17 protein-coding genes and 1 tRNA gene are annotated in these 18,977 nt (G+C 61.2%); 8 read left to right on the forward strand and 10 right to left on the reverse strand.

The window, feature by feature from the left end:
* Window positions 1-378: 378 nt before the first annotated feature.
* From FHX11_RS00005 to xylF, 4 genes are all read right to left on the reverse strand, one after another.
* Window positions 379-455 (reverse strand) — tRNA-Arg (locus tag FHX11_RS00005).
* 168 nt (window positions 456-623) lie between these two features.
* Window positions 624-1,406 (reverse strand): ATP-binding cassette domain-containing protein, encoded by a 783-nt coding sequence (locus FHX11_RS00010; RefSeq protein WP_184353790.1) that lies wholly within the window; start codon window positions 1,404-1,406, stop codon window positions 624-626.
* Between the two features lie 15 nt (window positions 1,407-1,421).
* Window positions 1,422-2,750, reverse strand: a complete 1,329-nt coding sequence (locus FHX11_RS00015) for a sugar ABC transporter permease (RefSeq protein ID WP_184353793.1) — start codon at window positions 2,748-2,750, stop codon at window positions 1,422-1,424.
* Between the two features lie 285 nt (window positions 2,751-3,035).
* Window positions 3,036-4,076: a D-xylose ABC transporter substrate-binding protein gene (xylF, locus tag FHX11_RS00020; protein WP_184353795.1), complete on the reverse strand. Its 1,041-nt coding sequence runs from the start codon at window positions 4,074-4,076 to the stop codon at window positions 3,036-3,038.
* A gap of 222 nt (window positions 4,077-4,298) precedes the next feature.
* Here xylF and FHX11_RS00025 point away from each other — a divergent pair, with 222 nt between their 5' ends.
* The gene (locus FHX11_RS00025) at window positions 4,299-5,540 is read left to right on the forward strand and encodes an ROK family transcriptional regulator (protein WP_184353797.1); all 1,242 of its coding nucleotides are present in this window, start codon (window positions 4,299-4,301) and stop codon (window positions 5,538-5,540) included.
* A gap of 91 nt (window positions 5,541-5,631) precedes the next feature.
* Here the strand turns inward: FHX11_RS00025 and FHX11_RS00030 are convergent, their stop codons facing one another.
* From FHX11_RS00030 to iolG, 4 genes are all read right to left on the reverse strand, one after another.
* Window positions 5,632-6,255, reverse strand: a complete 624-nt coding sequence (locus FHX11_RS00030) for an ATP-dependent Clp protease proteolytic subunit (protein ID WP_184353799.1) — start codon at window positions 6,253-6,255, stop codon at window positions 5,632-5,634.
* Window positions 6,256-6,299: 44 nt separating this feature from the next.
* On the reverse strand, window positions 6,300-6,659 hold the full coding sequence (locus tag FHX11_RS00035) for a hypothetical protein (protein ID WP_184353801.1): 360 nt from the start codon (window positions 6,657-6,659) through the stop codon (window positions 6,300-6,302).
* Window positions 6,656-6,970: a metalloregulator ArsR/SmtB family transcription factor gene (locus tag FHX11_RS00040; RefSeq protein ID WP_184355723.1), complete on the reverse strand. Its 315-nt coding sequence runs from the start codon at window positions 6,968-6,970 to the stop codon at window positions 6,656-6,658. The genes FHX11_RS00035 and FHX11_RS00040 overlap by 4 nt, the downstream gene beginning before the upstream one ends.
* Before the next feature lie 182 nt (window positions 6,971-7,152).
* Complete coding sequence (iolG, locus tag FHX11_RS00045) at window positions 7,153-8,145, reverse strand: inositol 2-dehydrogenase (protein WP_184353803.1); 993 nt, start codon at window positions 8,143-8,145, stop codon at window positions 7,153-7,155.
* A gap of 319 nt (window positions 8,146-8,464) precedes the next feature.
* On the opposite strand from iolG, the gene FHX11_RS00050 reads away from it, so the two are divergent.
* Window positions 8,465-8,722, forward strand: coding sequence for a hypothetical protein (locus tag FHX11_RS00050; protein ID WP_184353805.1), 258 nt, complete (start codon window positions 8,465-8,467; stop codon window positions 8,720-8,722).
* On the opposite strand, the gene FHX11_RS00055 is transcribed toward FHX11_RS00050, so the two are convergent.
* Together FHX11_RS00055 and FHX11_RS00060 are read right to left on the reverse strand one after the other, a co-directional pair.
* Window positions 8,723-9,187 carry a hypothetical protein gene (locus FHX11_RS00055; protein WP_184353807.1) on the reverse strand — a complete coding sequence of 155 codons (465 nt, stop codon included), beginning with the start codon at window positions 9,185-9,187 and terminating at the stop codon, window positions 8,723-8,725. It lies immediately after the preceding gene.
* 104 nt (window positions 9,188-9,291) lie between these two features.
* Window positions 9,292-10,299 (reverse strand): LysR family transcriptional regulator, encoded by a 1,008-nt coding sequence (locus FHX11_RS00060; protein ID WP_184355725.1) that lies wholly within the window; start codon window positions 10,297-10,299, stop codon window positions 9,292-9,294.
* 272 nt (window positions 10,300-10,571) lie between these two features.
* On the opposite strand from FHX11_RS00060, the gene chvE reads away from it, so the two are divergent.
* The 6 genes from chvE (at window position 10,572) to araD (ending at window position 18,910) form a co-directional block, all read left to right on the forward strand.
* The gene (chvE, locus tag FHX11_RS00065) at window positions 10,572-11,636 is read left to right on the forward strand and encodes a multiple monosaccharide ABC transporter substrate-binding protein (protein ID WP_184353809.1); all 1,065 of its coding nucleotides are present in this window, start codon (window positions 10,572-10,574) and stop codon (window positions 11,634-11,636) included.
* A 105-nt stretch (window positions 11,637-11,741) separates the two neighbouring features.
* Window positions 11,742-13,280 (forward strand): multiple monosaccharide ABC transporter ATP-binding protein, encoded by a 1,539-nt coding sequence (gene mmsA, locus FHX11_RS00070; protein WP_184353811.1) that lies wholly within the window; start codon window positions 11,742-11,744, stop codon window positions 13,278-13,280.
* The gene (mmsB, locus tag FHX11_RS00075) at window positions 13,277-14,485 is read left to right on the forward strand and encodes a multiple monosaccharide ABC transporter permease (protein WP_184353813.1); all 1,209 of its coding nucleotides are present in this window, start codon (window positions 13,277-13,279) and stop codon (window positions 14,483-14,485) included. Before mmsA ends, mmsB begins: the two co-directional genes overlap by 4 nt.
* A 117-nt stretch (window positions 14,486-14,602) precedes the next feature.
* Window positions 14,603-15,601 (forward strand): AraD1 family protein, encoded by a 999-nt coding sequence (araD1, locus tag FHX11_RS00080; RefSeq protein ID WP_184353815.1) that lies wholly within the window; start codon window positions 14,603-14,605, stop codon window positions 15,599-15,601.
* Between the two features lie 66 nt (window positions 15,602-15,667).
* Entirely contained in the window at window positions 15,668-17,101 is a 1,434-nt protein-coding gene (locus FHX11_RS00085) for an aldehyde dehydrogenase family protein (protein WP_184353817.1), read from the forward strand.
* Window positions 17,102-17,164: 63 nt separating this feature from the next.
* Window positions 17,165-18,910, forward strand: a complete 1,746-nt coding sequence (araD, locus tag FHX11_RS00090) for an L-arabinonate dehydratase (protein WP_184353820.1) — start codon at window positions 17,165-17,167, stop codon at window positions 18,908-18,910.
* Window positions 18,911-18,977 lie beyond the last annotated feature (67 nt).

Below are 18,977 nucleotides of genomic sequence, written 5' to 3' on the forward strand. Positions count from 1 at the left end.
TATCGATATCCATGACCGAACTCCAAAAGTCAGCCTTGAATCTGATTTGCTCCTTCTTGGAAATCCCAAACCCTTAATTCGTCACCACAGCCTAGCCGCAACCACGCAAAGAGCGCGCTACTGCCATTCGGCGTGAATAGCTAACGCAAGAGACGGTGACCGTCTTGCAGTGAAATGGCGACGCCGACGGGGTTCGAATTTCACCTGTGGGTTTACATAGCTGTATGACGTGTGTCTGCTTTTGCAAGTTCAGCGTTCGGCTTCGAATGTCCGAACTGTGGGCGCAAAGCTGCCATACTCGCTATAGTAACCAATTGCCGGCTTTGGGAGCAAATTGCGGACTTCGGTGCCCAGTTTTGTTCCGGATTGGTATAATTTTGGCGCACCCGACAGGATTCGAACCTGTGACCTTTGGAATCGGAATCCAACACTCTATCCAGCTGAGCTACGGGTGCATGCCTTTGGCGAGCTGACTCGCCTGTCCGATGGCAGGTTCTTAGCCCAGGAAGCGTTTGGCTTCAATGCGGAAAATGCGCGAAAGAGCAGATCGGTGCGATGAAATGAAGCAAGGCCGCGAACCCTGGGGGAGCGCGGCCTTGCTTGTCGGGTGTCAATGTTGCGGCTCAGACCTTCATGGCGCCGGGGCCGGGGATGGCCTTGGGCGGGACCTTGCCGAGGATGATCATGCCCAGCACCTCATCCTTGGTGACGTCTTCGGTGCGGGCGTGGCCGACGACCTGGCCGTTCTTCATCACCGAGACGCGGTCGGCGAGGTCGAAGACGTCGTGGATGTCGTGGCTGATGAGGAAGATGCCGATGCCTTCCTTCTTCAATTGCTTGATCAGCTCGCCGACCTGCGCCGTCTCCTGCGGCCCGAGTGCCGCCGTCGGCTCGTCCATGATCAGGATGCGGGCGTCGAAGAGGATGGCGCGGGCGATGGCGACCGACTGGCGCTGGCCGCCCGAGAGCGCCTTCACCGGCTCCTTGAAACGCTTGAAGTTGGGGTTGAGGCGTCCCATCACTTCGCGGGCCTTGGCTTCCATGGCGACATCGTCGAGCGTGCCCCAGCGGGTCTGCAGCTCGCGGCCGAGATAGAGGTTGGCGGCGGCGTCGACATTGTCGGCGACGGCGAGCGTCTGGTAGATCGTCTCGATGCCGTATTTCTTGGCGTCGCGCGGGGTGCGGATATCGGCGGGCTCGCCATTGATCAGGATATCGCCGCTGTCGCGCTTGTAGGCGCCGGAGAGGATCTTGATCAGCGTCGACTTGCCGGCGCCGTTATGGCCGAGGAGAGCGACGACTTCGCCGGGATAGAGGTCGACCGAGGCGTTGTCGACAGCGTGAATGCCGCCGAAGGAAATGGAAATGTTCTTCATTTCCACAAGCGGAGTGGTTTGATCCGTCATGGTTCGGAATTCCTTTTACTTGGCACGCGAGCGGTAGACGATGTCGAGCCAGACGGCGACCACCAGGACGACGCCGACGACGACGTTCTGAATGGGCGTGTCGACATTGGCGAGCCCCATGCCCGATTGCAGCGACTGCATGACCAGGGCGCCGAGCATGGCACCGGCGACCGTGCCGCTGCCGCCGGCAAGCGACGTGCCGCCGATGACGGCCGCGGCGATGGTGAAGAGTTCGTAGGTGGTGCCCTGCGAGTTAACGGCCGAGTTCAGGCGCGCGGTCGAGATCGCGGCGGCGACGGCGGCAAGCAGGCCCATCAGCGCGAAGATCTTCACGATGACCCAGCGGGTCTTGATGCCGGCAAGCTCGGCAGCTTCCGGATTGCCACCGATGGCGAAGACATAGCGGCCGAAGCGCAGGCGCGTGGCGATGAAGGTCATCACGATGCCGATGAGGACGGCGATCAGGACCGGAACGGCGATGCCGTAGGGAATGTCCAGGCCGTTTTCGGGCCAGGAAATATTGTGTTCCGTGGCGTAGCGCTTGGCGATGCCGACCGGCCAGTTATAGCTGTTGAAGAGATAGACCGTGCCGAGCACGATGGCGGAGCCGAGGCAGGCCAGGAAATATTCCGCCCAGAGCGGACGGCGCGGAAAGTGAAAGCGCTTTCTCTGCTGGCGCGAGCCGATGATGCCGACAATGATCAGCAGGCAGGCGATCACGCCGACGATCCAGCTCCAGGTGGCGCCGATCGAGCCCGTGGCGCCGCTGCCGCCCATGATGACGAAGGTGGAATCCATCGGCGCCACGGTCTGGCCGCTGGTGACGTACCAGGCAAGGCCGCGCCAGACGAGGAGGCCGCCGAGGGTGACAATGAAGGAGGGGACGTTCATGAACGCGATGATCGCGCCCTGGAAGGTGCCGATGGCCGTGCCGATCACCAGGCCGCAGAGCAGCGTGATGATCCAGGTCCAGGAACTGTCGAAGCCGAGATATTGCGGCAGCCACTTGGCCTGCATGACGCCCATGATCATGGCGACGAAACCGAGCACCGAGCCGACCGACAGGTCGATGTTGCGCGTAACGATCACAAGCACCATGCCGGTGGCGAGAACCGCGATTTCGCAGGTTTGCACCGAAAGGTTCCAGAGGTTTCTGGCCGTCAGGAATTCCCGGCCGTCGAAGACCCTGAGATAGAGATCGAAGCCGATCCAGATGATCAGCAGCGCTCCGATCATGCCGAGCAGGCGGGTATCGATTTCCGTGGCGCGCAGAAAGCGGGTGATCGCGCCGGCATCCGCGTTCCGAGGCCCGCTCGATGTGGTGGACTGTGTCATATCGGCCATCGCTTTGCCGTTCTCCCTCTGTCGGGCGCGGCCGGCGATGCATTCTGGCTATCGCTGGCAATCGCGCCAATCTCAAAAATCCGTGCCATCGCCTGTCCAGCCGGTCTTCCGCCGGTCCCGATGGCCGCCATCCGGCGGGCCACGGTGTGCGAGAGGCACAGTACGTTACGGGAAGCTCCATCTCCGGCTGCAAGGGAGGGTTGTTAGCTTCCAATCCGCATTCGACGCCGCAACGGTGTGCCGCTGCGGCGTCGGTATTCGATCGGTCAGTCGTTCAAGGACGGCTTATTTGCAGGCTGCGACGGCGCCGGCCTTGACGCCCTGGCATGCCTCGGCCTTGGAGATCCAGCCGGCGTCGATGACGACGTTCAGATTGTCCTTGGTGATCGCGATCGGCGTCAGGAAGACGGACTTCATGGCAACATGCTTCGGACCGCCGTCGAAGGTCTGGACGCCGGCGATCTGGTCCATCGTCTTGCCGCCGGCAAGCGAGAGGGCGATTTCGGCGGCGCGCTTGCCGAGTTCACGCGAGTCCTTCCAGATGGAAACAGTCTGCGTGCCGAGCGCGATGCGGTTCAGGGCAGCCTTGTCGGCGTCCTGGCCGGAAACCGGCACGGAGCCTGCGAGGCCCTGGGCGTCGAGAGCGGCGACTGCACCGCCGGCGGTGCCGTCGTTGGAGGCGACGACCGCATCAACCTTGTTGTTGTTGGCGGTCAGGAACTGCTCCATATTGCGCTGTGCGTTCTGCGGCAGCCAGCCGTCCGTATAGGCTTCGCCAACGTTCTTGATCTTGCCGGCGTCGATCGCGGACTTCAGCACTTCGATCTGGCCGGAGAACAGGAAGTCAGCGTTCGGGTCGGACGACGAGCCCTTGATGAAGACGTAATTGCCTTCCGGCTTTGCCTTCAGCACTTCGCGAGCCTGCATGCGGCCCACTTCCTTGTTGTCGAAGGTGATGTAGAAGGCGGCCGGATTTTCGATCAGGCGGTCGTAGCCGACAACCGGAATGCCTTCGTCGGCGGCCTTTTCAACGGCCGGGCCGATGGCGTCGGAATCCTGTGCGAGAATGATGAGGGCATTGGCACCCTGCGAAATCAGGGATTCGACGTCGGTCAGCTGCTTGGAGGCGGACGATTGAGCGTCAGCGGAAATATATTTGGCGCCGGCGGCTTCGAGCGCCTTCTTGATGGCGGCCTCGTCGGTCTTCCAACGCTCTTCCTGGAAGTTGGACCAGGAAACGCCAACGACGAGATCCTTGGCGAAGGCGGCCGTCTGCATGGTCAAAACGATAGCCGCGCCCGCAGCCAGCTTGATGAAAGCTTTCATATTATCCTCCCGAGTGAATGCGACCGCGCGTATCCTGAAACTCCCGTCGGCCGCCACGATATGCTGGCGAGAAAGGTTTTGATTTTTTTCTCGACAGTCGAGAAATTTACTGTCAGAGATTTTTTCAACTGTCAACACCCGCATCGCCAGCTTTAATCGGCCGCTGGACAAGAGCCATCTGGAGATGCGATCAGGAGGGTGGAATGAGAGGGAGGCTTCAGGATGTTGGCCAAATCGAGCACCGAATTGGTCCGCCAGAAAAACAGCGTCCTGGTGCTGACGGCGCTGCGTCGCCATGGCCCGCTCGCCCATACCGAACTCTCTGATTTCACCCGGCTTTCGTCCGCGACCGTATCCGTCATCACCGCCGATCTGGAGCGGGCGCAGATCATCGAGAAGGCGGAGCAGCAAGCCGCCAGCGGCCGCGGCCGGCCGCGCGTTCTGTTTTCGCAGCGGCGCGATTGCGGCTATCTGATCGTCGTCATCATTTCATCGGACGCCGTGCAATATTCGCTTGTGGATTATGCCGGACGGCTGATCGACCGCTTCACCGAGGAGCGGCCGCAAGAGGTCTCCGGCGTCGGCTCCTTCGTGGCGGCGCTGCGGGAGGCACTGGATCGAATCGTCGCCCGTTCGCGCCTGTCCCGCGACAAGGTGCTGATGATCTCGATCAGCAGCAAGGGGCTGGTCGATGCGTCCGAGCCCATCTTGCGCTGGTCGCCGATCTTCGGGCGCGACGAGATCGATTTCGCCGCGGTATTGCGCGAGGACTGGCCGGCGAAGGTCATCCTCGGCAACGAGACGCTGCTCGTCGCCGCCGCCGTCGGCCGGCAGGAGGAGAATGCCAGGGGGGCGGGCTTCCGGGCGCTTGCCGCCCTGTCGCTCGGCCACAGCATCGGCCTCGGTATCGTGCGCCGTGGCGCGGAGGGCGACCATCAGATATCCGCACCGAATTTCGGTCATATGCTGCATCTGCCCGGCGGCGGCCTTTGCCGCTGCGGCGCGCGCGGCTGCATCGAGGCCTATGCCGGTTTCTACGCCATCCTGCGCTCCGCCTTCGATGTGCCGCTCGATACGATCCCGGCGAAGTTCGTTCCGATTTCCGAACTCGACAAGATCGCGACGAGCGCGCGCCAGGGCAATCGTCGCAATATCCTTGCCTTTCGTCAGGCCGGATTGGCGCTCGGCAATGGCCTGTCGCGCATGCTGAGCCTGCATGAGAGCATGCCGATCGCCATCACCGGCCCCGGGGCGCGCTATTACGATCTGCTGCTGGAGGGCATAAGCGAGGGGCTGGCGGAATCCCATGTCGTGCGCATGGAGGGCATGCCGGAATTGCGCGTCATCGTCGACGAGCAGACGCTGGTCTTCGAGGGGCATCTGAACCGCGCGCTCTCGATCATCGACAATGATATCGTCAGGAGAGGGGCCTCGGTTGCCGAATTGCGCGACGAGGCCGTTTGAGGGGTGACAGGGGCAGGCTGCCGGCGGCTCCGCGTCCTCAAATCGGCGGGAACCTCGGCGCGCGCGAAATCGCGGCATTCCTCCTTTGAAATCAATCCGCCGAGCCCAGGGACAGCTCTTCTCCGCGAATGTGCAGGATACGGTCGATCAATCCCCATTCCAGGGCCTCTTCCGCCGTCATGAAATGGTCGCGGTCCATGCCGCGTTCGAATTCATCATAGGAGCGGCCGCAATGCTCCGCGTAGAGCCGCGTCATGCGGTGCTTGGTGCGCTTGATCTCCTCCGCGTGGATGAGCATGTCGGAAGCCTGACCCTGGAAGCCGCCCAAGGGCTGATGGATATGGATGCTGGCATTGGGCAGCGCGGTGCGCTGGCCCGGCTCGCCGGCCATCAGCAGGAACGACCCCATCGAACGGGCTGTTCCCATGCAGAGCGTGTGCACCGGCGCGCGGATGTAGCGCATGGTGTCGTACATGGCGAGGCCGCTGGTCACGACACCGCCCGGCGAATTGATATAGAGGCTGATCGGCTTTTTCGGGCTTTCCGCTTCCAGAAACAGCAATTGCGCGCAGACCAGGGCCGAGACGGTATCGTTCACCTCGCCATTCAGGAAGATGATCCTCTCGCGCAGCAAGCGGGAATAGATATCGAAAGAGCGCTCTCCTCTGTTGGATTGTTCCACGACCATGGGGACGAGTTGCATCGCTTCGCGCATCGGCGAACTCCAATGTTCTTGAAATTGTTGAGGGATCTAGAGTGTCAGGCGGCGCGCATCATGCGGGGGCCGTTGTTGTTCGCCGCCGCGTTCGCAGCCTGTCGAAGTCTCACATCGTCCAGCTCGTGGATGATCCGGAGGCTGGTGCCGCCGCTTGCGTTCGGGGCTATCCTGAAGGTTACGGTGCTTTCGAAAAATGGCGGGGCGTCATCCCGCAGTCTGTAGCGGACCTCTTTTCCAGGCGTGACGGAAATCGCCTCGGGATTTGCCAAGGCTTTTCGGGGCAGCCAGTTTTCCCGAAGCTCAGGGGTGCTGACCGCGCGCCAGACCTTTTGCGGCGGCTCGTTGAGATCATATTCCAGTTCGATGCCGTTTCTCTGTTCCGGGATATTCAGGTCGGTCATTGGTCCATATCCTTCAACAAGATCTTGAGAGCTTCGATCCGGGCAGGCCAATAGGCGCGGTATTTCGCCAGCCACTGGGCAATGAGGGTCAGCCCTTCCGGATCGACTTCGTAATTCACAAAACGCCCCTGTCGCTCTTCCCTGATCAGCCCGGCGCTGCGCAGCACCGCAAGATGCTGCGACATCGCCGGCTGGCTGATATCGATGCCGTCGCGCAGGGCACTGGCGTTGCTGCCGCCTGTCGCCAGCTTTTCAAAGATGGCGCGGCGGGTCGGATCCGCCAAAGCCCGGAATATCTCGTTCTCTACCATGCAGACAGATAAGCACACACTTATGCGATTCGCAAGAGCTTCCTGCCGGCCTTGGATGACGAGCTCTCGGTTTCCGGCCGCGGTCTCTGCAATGCTTGTGAAGCGCACCAAAGAAAAAGTCCGCCGCGAAGAGATTCGCGGCGGACCTATCGGTTGGCCATATCTAACGGAAGGGAGGTTATTTAGTCGACCTTCACCAATCGGCCTTCCTTGACCGACTGCAGCGCCGCATCCGCGAGCTTCAGCGCGGCGAGGCCGTCGACGCCGGACGGGGTGATGGCGGCACCCTTTTCGATCGCGGCGATGAAGCTCGCGATCTCGTTGGCATAGGCTTCGGTGTAGCGGGTCATGAAGAAATCGTGCAGCGGCGGGCGGGTATAGCCTTCGCCATTGGCCACCTCGATCGAGAACGGCCGCTGGTTTTCAGCGGAAACCAGGCCCTTCGAGCCGTGGATTTCGATGCGCTGGTCGTAGCCGTAGGTGGCGCGGCGGGAGTTGGAGATGATCGCCTGCTTGCCGGATGCCGTCTGCAGGATGACCGAGACGCTGTCGTAGTCGCCTGCCTCGCCGATCGCCTTGTCGATCAGAACGGCGGCGGTCGCGGTCACCGAAACCGGCTCTTCGCCGAGCAGGAAGCGCGCCATGTCGAAATCATGGATGGTCATGTCGCGGAAGATGCCGCCGGAGCGCTTGATATAGTCGACCGGCGGTGCGCCGGGGTCGCGCGAGGTGATCGTCACCATCTCGACCGCGCCGATGCGGCCATCGTCGATGGCCTTCTTGACGGCCATGAAATGCGGATCGAAACGGCGGTTGAAGCCGACCATCAGCTTGGCATTGGTCTCTTGCACCACCTTGATGCAGGCCTTCACGCGGGCGACGTCCAGATCGACCGGCTTTTCGCAGAAGATGGCCTTGCCGGCGCGGGCGAAGCGTTCGATAAGATCGGCGTGGGTGTCGGTCGGGGTGCAGATGACGACCGCGTCGATATCCTTGGCGGCTTCGATGGCCTCGATGGTGCGCACGTCGCAGCCATAGGCCGACGCGATGGCGTCCGCGGCGGCGGGGAACGCATCGGCGACAGCAACGAGCTTGGCATTGGCATCGCCGGTCACGGCTTTCGCATGCACCTTGCCGATACGTCCGGCGCCGAGCAGACCAAATCTGACAGTCATGTTTACCTCCCTGGATTTCGGAATAAATGAACCGAATAATGATTTAGATGGAATTTTCATTCCATTTTCCGCGAGCGACGTCAAGCCGCCAGCCTTTCACAATTCCGAATATCCCGCCGCGAAAGCGGCAGGTCCGTGGCGCTGTTTTCGAAACTTCTTCACAGAGTTCGAGATCATGCGCTAGAACGGCTCGGTGTTTCACGGAATCACTGCGCCGTTCCATCTTCTTGTGTCAATGCAAATCCGGACGGAAAACCGCCGCGCACTTTTCCTGGAATTGCTGTAAAGACGGCTTTCATCCAACAGGCGAACGAGACCCATGCAACTGATCGATCCCACTCATCCTCTCTACAAGCCGCTCTGGGTGCGCGTCCTGATCGTCGCTGTTTGTTTCGGCTGGGCGATCGTCGAAGCCTTCGGTCCGCAGCCTTTCTGGGCCGTGCTGGCCGGCGGGCTTGGCGCCTATGCCGCCTGGGTGCTGCTCCTGACCTTCAATCCCGCGCCGCCCAAGGCGGAAACCGAAGCCGCAACAAGCGAGCCGGATGAAGACGATCAGGCGGTGGAAGACAAGAAATAGCTAGCGCGGCAGGCGTCTTATGGCTTCGTCGATCAATTGATTGGCGACCATCATGCGCATCGTCGCCTGATCGCGAAAGGGCGGGGCGACGCCGTCGGGGTGATTGGCCTTGGCGAAGGCGCGGCGTTTCTCATGCAGCTGCTGAAGCGTATGCTGCGGCGTGATCGCCAATTCGCTTGCCACCTCTTCCCGCGAGGTCCGCGCCAGATGTTCCGGCATGGCGGGCGGTTCCGGCTCTTTCTCTTCGGGTTCCGGTTCGGGCGCGGGGATTTCGTTGCCGAGGTTGTCGACATAGGCGTCGTCCGGGCGGGCGGACGCTGTCCGCTCGCCGCCTGGAACGGTGGCGACGAAGCTCACATTGAGGCCGCGAACGCGATGCGTCGCCTCGTCCTTCTCCGACTTGTCTTCTTCTTCCGTATCGAGACGATCGAGGACGGATTGAAACAGCGATTGTCCAAACAACATGCCTGCCTCCTGCGGCGCAGAAGCTAGTCGTGCAAGTTGGCGCGGAGCTTATGGCCGGCACGCCATTCCGAGACTTCGTTGGCCGCGACTTCGCTGGCTCGGCCTCATGCCAGGAGAAGATTGCGGCTTTCCTGCAGGATCATGTCGTACAAAAGCCGCGCGCTCGGCGGCATGGCGCGTTCGCGGGCGGTGATCAGGCTGTAGGGCTGTACCTCGATGTCGAAATCGATCGGCAGAATGCAGGATTCGCCTGCCTCGGAATTCTGCCCGCAGATGAATTGCGCCATGTCGAGCGCGATCGGGGTGATGGCGTCGGTCTTGCAGACCACGGCAAGGGTCAGCAGCAGGGAAGAGGTGTTGATGATGTTTTCCGGCAACGGAACGCCCGCGGTCAGGAAGATGTTCTCGACCTTGCGGCGCAGCAGCGTGCCAGGCGGCTGGAACACCCAATCATAAGCCGGCAGATCCTCGAGGCTGGCCACCCCCTTCTTCAACAGCGGATGTCCGCTGCGGACGACGAGACAGGCCTTCTCCACGCCGATCTCGGAGGCGGTGAACAGCCGCGGATTGAGTTCGTCGGGAATGCGGCTGATGATGAAGTCGTGGCGGGCGGCGAGCAGTTCGCGCGCGAGCACGTTGCTGTTGTCGACCTCGATGTTGATCTCGATGCCAGGATAGGCGCGCGTGACGCGCTGGATCGCCGGCACGACCAGGCTGATCGCCGGCGCCGTCACCGCGCCGAGAAAGACGGAGCCGCCCTTACCGGTCCTGAGCTCGCCGATCTCGCGGCCGGCCTCGCGCAATTCCAGCAGGATCTTGCGCGCCCGCTTGGCCAGCGCCAGGCCGAAAGGTGTCAGCACGACGCCGCGCGCGACACGCTCGTAGAGCGGACTCTTGACGATGGACTCCATTTCGGAGAGCATCCGCGAAGCCGCAGGTTGTGACATGTTCATGGACTCAGCGGCGGCCGAAATCTGCCCGTGATCCTCGATCGTGACGATCATCCGCAGGTGATTGAGCTTCAAACCGGCTCTGAGCAGCGTATCGTCACGAAAACTGTCCGAGTGAATCTCTATGCCTTCACTCGCATAATCGTTATATATTTTCTCCATCATGGCCATTTTTCCCCCTTCGCGGCAAAAAAGTACTATTTTTTAACATTATACCAAATTCGGTATATGTTTTGCCAGTTATTCTATTTGACAGTTATACGAAATCGTACGAGTTTGCCCAGCGTGCGCTGGGTACAGCTCATGCACGTGAGAGCGTGGAGGAGTCCTACTTCGTTTCTCACAACCAGAAGTAACCCATTCCTTCTACGGAACCTGCCGCAGTTTCGGGCGGGCATTTTTTGTCCGCTGCAATATTAACAAGGGAGAGAGTAATGAAATCCATTATCTCATTGATGGCTGCCACTGCCTTCGGCGTCGCCTCGCTGATGACACCTGCCTTCGCGGCCGACAAGGGCACCGTCGGCATCGCCATGCCGACCAAGGCTTCGGCTCGCTGGATCGATGACGGCAACAACATCGTCAAGCAGCTTCAGGCTGCCGGTTACGGCACCGACCTGCAGTATGGCGACGACGACATTCCGAACCAGCTCTCGCAGATCGAAAACATGGTCACGAAGGGCGACAAGGTTCTCGTCATCGCTTCGATCGACGGCACCACGCTGTCCGACGTTCTGCAGAAGGCGCACGATGCCGGCATCAAGGTCATCGCCTATGACCGTCTGATCCGCAACAGCGGCAACGTCGACTACTACGCCACCTTCGACAACTTCAAGGTTGGCGTTCTCCAGGCCGGCTCGATCGTCGACGCCCTGGGCCTCAAGGACGGCAAGGGTCCGTTCAACATCGAGCTCTTCGGCGGTTCGCCGGACGACAACAACGCCTTCTTCTTCTATGACGGCGCAATGTCGGTCCTGAAGCCCTACATCGACAGCGGCAAGCTGGTCGTGAAGTCCGGCCAGATGGGCATGGACAAGGTCGGTACGCTGCGTTGGGACCCGGCAACGGCCCAGGCTCGTATGGATAACCTGCTGTCGGCCTACTACACCGACGCTCACGTCGACGCCGTTCTGTCTCCGTACGACGGTCTGTCGATCGGTATCCTCTCCTCGCTCAAGGGCGTTGGTTACGGCACCGGCGGCGTGAAGCTGCCGATCGTTACCGGTCAGGACTCCGAAATTCCGTCGGTCAAGTCGATCATCGCTGGCGAGCAGCACTCGACGATCTTCAAGGACACCCGTGACCTCGCCAAGGTCACCGTCAGCATGGTCAACGCGCTGATGGAAGGCAAGACGCCTGAAGTCAACGACACCAAGACCTACGACAACGGTGTCAAGGTTGTTCCGTCCTACCTGCTGACCCCGGTCGCGGTTGACAAGACCAACTACGAGAAGATTCTCGTCGACGGCGGTTACTACAAGGCTGATCAGCTGAAGTAATTTTCCAATATAGCGGTCAGGGCTCGCCGAAATGCGGGCCCTGGCTTTGATATTTCAGACGATCGCGCGGTCTGCTATGTTTGATCGCGGCGTTGGATACGGACAATGGACAATACCATCCTCGAAATGCGGAGCATTACCAAGTCGTTCCCCGGTGTGAACGCCCTGGAAAATGTCAATCTGAAGGTACGCCAGGGCGAGATTCATGCTTTGGTCGGCGAAAATGGAGCCGGCAAGTCCACTCTCATGAAGGTGCTCTCGGGGGTTTACCCGGCCGGCACCTACGATGGCGATATCTATTATGATGGCGCGGTCCGCCAGTTCAGGACCATCAAGGATTCCGAGGAAATCGGCATCATCATCATCCATCAGGAGCTGGCGCTCGTGCCGCTTCTGTCGATCGCCGAAAACATCTTCCTGGGCAATGAGGTCGTCGCCAATGGCATGATCAATTGGCAGGAAACCTTCACGCGCACCAAGCAGCTCCTCGCCAAGGTGGGCCTCAAGGAATCTCCGAATACGCTCGTCACCGACATCGGCGTCGGCAAGCAGCAGCTCGTCGAGATCGCCAAGGCCCTGTCGAAGAGCGTCAAGCTTCTCATTCTCGACGAGCCGACGGCATCGCTCAACGAAAGCGATTCCGATGCTCTCCTCAATCTCCTCATGGAGTTCCGCAACCAGGGCATCACGTCGATCATCATCACGCACAAGCTGAACGAAGTGCGCAAGGTGGCCGATCAGATCACGGTCCTGCGCGACGGCATGGCGGTGAAGGCGCTGGACTGTCACGAGGAAGAGATCAGCGAAGATATCATCATCCGCAACATGGTGGGCCGGGAGCTCGCCGACCGCTATCCGCCGCGCTCGGTGCCGATCGGCGAGACGATCTTCGAAGTCAAGAACTGGAATGCGTTCCATCAGCAGCATCGCGATCGTCAGGTTCTGCACAATATCAACATCAACGTGCGCAAGGGCGAAGTGGTCGGCATTGCCGGCCTGATGGGCGCGGGGCGTACCGAATTCGCCATGAGCGTCTTCGGCAAGTCCTATGGCCACAAGATCAGCGGCGAAGTCTTCGTTGACGGCAAGCAGGTCGATACCAGCACCGTTCGCCGGGCGATCGACGCCGGTCTCGCCTATGTGACGGAAGACCGCAAGCAGCTCGGCCTCGTTCTGACGAACAATATCCTGCACAATACGACGCTCGCCAATCTGATGGGCGTCTCGAAGGGAACGGTCATCGACGACGTGCGCGAGCTGCAGGTGGCGACGAACTATCGCGCCAAGCTGCGTATCCGTTCGTCCGGTGTCTTCCAGGAGGCAGGCAACCTGTCCGGCGGCAACCAGCAGAAGGTGGTGCTGTCGAAGTGGCTGTTCTCCGATCCGGATGTCCTGATTCTCGACGAGCCGACACGCGGCATCGATGTCGGCGCCAAATACGAAATCTATTCCATCATCAACCAGCTTGCCGCCGACGGAAAGGGCGTTCTGATGATTTCATCGGAAATGCCAGAGCTTCTCGGTACCTGCGACCGCATCTACGTCATGAACGAGGGTCGAATCGTTGCCGAACTGCCGAAGGCAGAGGCAAGCCAGGAAAGTATCATGCGCGCTATCATGCGCTCAGGGGAGAAGCATCAATGAGTTCGGCCAACCCAGCCACGGAAAGCAGCCACGTCGTTTCCATCGGCGACCATATCCGCAACAACATCCGCGAATACGGCATGTTGATCGCGCTCGTCGTCATCATGCTGCTGTTTCAATATCTCACCAACGGCGTTCTGTTCAGGCCGCAAAACCTGACCAACATCGTGCTGCAGAACTCGTTCATCGTCATCATGGCGCTCGGTATGCTGCTGGTCATCGTGGCCGGCCATATCGACTTGTCCGTCGGTTCCGTGGTCGGCTTCGTGGGTGCGGTTGCGGGCGTTCTGGTCGTGCAGATGCACATGAACCTGGCGCTGGCAACAGTCATTTGTCTGCTGATGGGGGCCGCGGTCGGTGCCTGGCACGGATATTTCATCGCCTACCACCGCATTCCGTCGTTCATCGTCACCCTGTCGGGCATGCTGGTCTTCCGCGGCCTGACCTATACGATCATCAATACGACGGGTAACGGCAGCAGTATCGGTCCGTTCCCGCCGGCCTTCCAGATCGTGGCGACGGGCTTCGTTCCCGATTTCATCGACATGGGTACTATCCGTTCGACGTCGATCTTCCTGACCATCATCATCCCGATCGTCATGTTCCTGCTTGCCTGGCGCCGCCGCAGCGTGAACGAGAAGCATGGTATCGATGTCGAGCCGTTCAGCTTCTTCCTCGGTCAGAATCTGGTGGTTGCCGCCGCAACCATCTTCATCGGCTATCAGATTTCTTCCTACCGAGGCCTGCCGAACGTTCTGATCCTCATGCTGTTGCTGATCGCGCTCTATAGCTTCGCGACGCAGCGCACCACGATCGGTCGCCGCATCTATGCCATGGGTGGCAACGAAAAGGCGACAAAGCTTTCGGGTATCGATACCCGCCGCCTGACCTTCTACACTTTCGTCAACATGGGCATTCTTGCCAGCATCGCCGGCATCATCATCGCCACGCGCCTGAATTCGGCAACGGCCAAGGGCGGCGACGGCCTCGAGCTCGACGTGATCGCGGCCTGCTTCATCGGTGGCGCTTCTGCCTCCGGCGGCGTCGGCAAGGTGACGGGTGCCGTTATCGGTGCCTTGATCATGGGCGTGTTGAACCAGGGCATGTCGATCCTCGGATACCAGACGGACTCGCAGAAGATGATCAAGGGCGCCGTCCTGCTCGCTGCCGTGTTCATCGACGTGTACAACAAGAACAAGGGCTGATCGCCGCTCGCGGCCAGCCACGATTTAAAAACCAAATCCATGACGGGGTCCGGCTCTCGCTGAGAGCCGGAGCGGGATACTGCATCCATGCCCTGTCCATTAGGAAAGGATGAAATTATGCTCATTTCCCAGATCAAGGGCTCGAATGGCGACATCATCGTTGCCGTCCGCAACGGGCCGGGGGCTGTGGCGAAGGCTGTCTTGAACGCCGCCAGCGTTTACGCCCTGGCGCTGGAGGCTGCCGATAGTGGCAAGTCCCTCGTCTCCGTCATCGAGGCACATGGTCTCGGCGAGACGATCGATCTGGAGAAAGCCTATGCCGAAGGCCGCTTCCTGTCGCCGATCACGCATCCGGATGCCGCTCACCTGCACCTGACCGGCACTGGCCTCACGCATCTCGGCTCCGCCGCGACCCGCGATTCCATGCACAAGAAGACCACGGAAGCGGCGGAAGAAACGCTGACCGACTCCATGAAGATGTTCAAGATGGGCATCGAAGGCGGCAAGCCGAAGGATGGCGAGAAGGGCGTGCAGCCGGAATGGTTCTACAAGGGCAACGGCTACGGCGCGGCTGCGCCGGGTGCCGCGCTTGTCTCTCCCTCTTTCGCGCTCGATGGCGGCGAGGAGCCGGAAATGGCGGGCATCTACATCATCGCCAAGGACGGCACGCCCTTCCGCATCGGCTTTGCGCTCTCGAACGAATTTTCCGATCACGTCACCGAGCGGATCAACTATCTCTATCTCGCCCATTCCAAGCTGCGCCCGGCAAGCTTCGGCCCGGAAATCCGTATCGGCGCGGCGCCCGAGGACATCCGCGGCTCTTCGCGGATCAAGCGCGGCGACAAGGTGATCTTCGAGAAGCCGTTCCTGTCGGGCGAGGCGAACATGTCGCACACCTTCGCCAATCTCGAATATCATCACTTCAAATATGACCTGTTCCGGGTTCCCGGAGACGTGCATGTCCATATGTTCGGTACGGCGACGCTGTCCTTCGCCGAGGGCATCAAGCCGGAGGCGGGCGACGTCTTTGAGATCGAAGTCGCCGAATTCGGCCTGCCGTTGCGCAATCCGCTTGCTGTCGCCGCCGAGGAGAAGGTGGCGGTTCGCCAGCTCTAATCCGTCGAGACCGGCTGCCCCAGCGCAGCCGGTCGGTTCCAAGAAGATTCAGGAAGGCATGAAGCCATGACCATTCATCAGAACTTGATTGCCGGGGAATGGACCGGCGCGACCGGTGCGGAAAACATCAATCCGTCTGATACCAACGAGGTCGTCGGCCTCTATGCCAGCGCCAATGCGCAGGATGTCGCCGATGCGATCGCCGCCGCCAAGGCTGCGTTCCCGGCCTGGTCGCGTTCCGGCATCCTCGAGCGTCACGCGATCCTGCGCAAGACCAGCGACGAGATCCTGGCGCGCAAGGATGAGCTCGGCGCACTGCTTGCCCGCGAAGAGGGCAAGACGCTGCCCGAGGCGATCGGCGAGACGATCCGCGCCGCGCAGATCTTCGATTTCTTCGCCGGCGAGGCGCTGCGCCTGGCGGGCGAGACGCTGCCTTCGGTGCGCCCGAACATCGGCGTCGAGATCACCCGCGAGCCGCTCGGCGTCATCGGCATCATCACGCCCTGGAACTTCCCGATCGCCATTCCGGCCTGGAAGATCGCTCCGGCGCTCTGCTACGGCAACACCATCGTCTTCAAGCCGGCCGACCTCGTGCCCGGCTGCTCCTGGGCGATCGTCGATATCCTCAACCGCGCCGGCCTGCCGAAGGGTGTGCTGAACCTGGTCATGGGCAAGGGCTCGGTCGTTGGCCAGGCCATGCTCGACAGCCCGGTTCTCGCCGGCATCACCTTTACCGGTTCGGTCGGCACCGGCAAGCGCGTGGCGCTTTCCTCGGTCGAGCACGGCCGCAAGTACCAGCTGGAAATGGGCGGCAAGAACCCGATGGTGGTGCTTGAGGATGCCGACCTGACGGTTGCCGTCGAGGCGGCCGCCAATTCCGCCTTCTTCTCGACCGGCCAGCGCTGCACGGCCTCGTCGCGCCTGATCGTCACCGAGGGTATCCACGACAAGTTCGTGGCGGCGCTGACGGAGAAGCTGAAGACGCTCAATGTCGACAATGCCATGAAGTCGGGCACGCATATCGGCCCGGTGGTCGATGCCAAGCAGCTGAAGACGGACACCGACTATATCGAAATCGGCCGACAGGAAGGCGCGAAGCTCGCTTTCGGCGGCGAAGTCGTCAGCCGCGACACGCCCGGCTTCTACCTGCAGCCGACGCTGTTCACGGAAGCCACGAACGAGATGCGCATCAGCCGCGAAGAGATTTTCGGGCCGGTCGCCTCGGTCATCCGGGTGAAGGATTACGAGGAGGCTCTCGCTGTGGCCAACGACACGCCGTTTGGTCTCTCCTCTGGCATCGCCACGACGAGCCTGAAGCATGCGACGCATTTCAAGCGCAATGCCGAAGCGGGCATGGTGATGGTCAACCTGCCGACGGCGGGCGTCGATTTCCACGTGCCGTTCGGCGGCCGCAAGGGTTCGTCCTTCGGTCCGCGCGAGCAGGGCAAATATGCCGCCGAGTTCTTCACAACCGTCAAGACCGCCTACACGCTGGCCTAAAAGCCGATTTCAAGGCCCGGGCGCGAACGAGGCGACCCGGGCGACGCAAAGGGTACTGAGACTATGAAAAAGAAAGCTGAATGGCCGCGCAGGCTGCGCTCCTACGACTGGTTCGGCGGCACCGGCAAGAATGCGATCATGCATCGCTCCTGGATGAAGAACCAGGGCCTGCCGGCCGACACCTTCGACGGCCGGCCGATCATCGGCATCTGTAATACCTGGTCGGAGCTGACGCCCTGCAACGCGCATCTGCGCGATCTCGCGGAGCGCGTGAAGCGTGGCGTTTACGAAGCCGGCGGTTTCCCGGTGGAGTTCCCGGTCTTCTCGGTTGGCGAGAGCACGCTGCGCCCGACGGCGATGATGTTCCGCAACCTGGCGGCCATGGATGTCGAAGAGGCGATCCGCGGCAATCCGGTCGACGGCGTCGTGCTGCTCGGCGGCTGCGACAAGACCACGCCCAGCCTGCTGATGGGGGCTGCCTCCGTCGATATCCCGGTCATCCTCGTTTCCGGCGGTCCGATGCTGAACGGCAAGTGGCGCGGCAAGGATGTCGGTTCAGGCACGGCCATCTGGCAGTTCTCGGAAATGGTCAAGTCCGGCGAGATGTCGCTGGACGAATTCATGGACGCGGAGCAGGGCATGGCCCGTTCGGCCGGCAGCTGTATGACCATGGGCACGGCTTCGACCATGGCGTCGATGGCCGAGGCGCTCGGCATGACGTTGCCCGGCAATGCCGCCATCCCGGCGGTCGATGCGCGTCGCCGCGTCATCTCGCAGCTTTCCGGCCGCCGTATCGTCGACATGGTCAAGGAAGACCTGAAGCCTTCCGATATTCTGACCAAGGAAGCCTTCGAGAACGCCATCCGCGTCAACGGCGCCGTCGGCGGCTCGACCAACGCCGTGCTGCATCTGCTGGCGCTTGCCGGCCGGATCGGCGTCGATCTGTCGCTCGACGACTGGGATCGCCTCGGCCGCGAAGTTCCGACCATCGTCAACCTGCAGCCTTCCGGCAAGCACCTGATGGAAGAGTTCTATTATGCCGGCGGCCTGCCCGTCGTCATCAAGGCCGTCGGCGAGATGGGCCTGCTGCACAAGGATGCGATCACCGTCACCGGCGACACGATCTGGAACGGCGTGAAGGACGTAGTCAACTACAATGACGACGTCATCGTCCCGCGCGAGAAGGCGCTGACGCAGTCGGGCGGTATTGCGGTTCTGCGCGGCAATCTCGCGCCGAAGGGCGCAGTGCTGAAGCCGTCTGCTGCTTCGCCGCATCTGATGCAGCACAAGGGCCGCGCTGTCGTCTTCGAAAGCATCGAGGACTACCACGCCCGCATCAACCGCGACGATCTCGACATCGACGAGACCTGCATCATGGTGCTGAAGTACTGCGGACCGAAGGGCTATCCGGGCATGGCCGAAGTCGGCAATATGGGCCTGCCGCCGAAGGTCTTGAAGAAGGGCATCACCGACATGATCCGCATTTCGGATGCGCGCATGTCCGGCACCGCCTACGGCACCGTCATCCTGCACACGGCTCCGGAAGCCGCCGATGGCGGACCGCTGGCGCTGGTCCAGAATGGCGATATCATCGCCGTCGACGTTCCCGCCCGCACCATCCAGCTCGAGATCTCCGACGAGGAATTGGCAAAGCGCCGCGCCGCCTGGGTTTCCCCGGTCAAGCCGCTCACCGGCGGTTACGGCGGTCTCTACGTCAAGTCGGTCATGCAGGCCGATACCGGCGCCGACCTCGACTTCCTCGTCGGCCCGCGCGGCTCGGAAATCCCGAACAATCGCGACAGCCACTGAGATCGATGTCTGGAATTGAAGAAAAAGGGGGCGGGACGCAAGTTCCGCCCTTTTTCGTACGGTCGCT

This window comes from Rhizobium sp. BK602 (assembly GCF_014195095.1).
Taxonomy (GTDB): domain Bacteria; phylum Pseudomonadota; class Alphaproteobacteria; order Rhizobiales; family Rhizobiaceae; genus Rhizobium.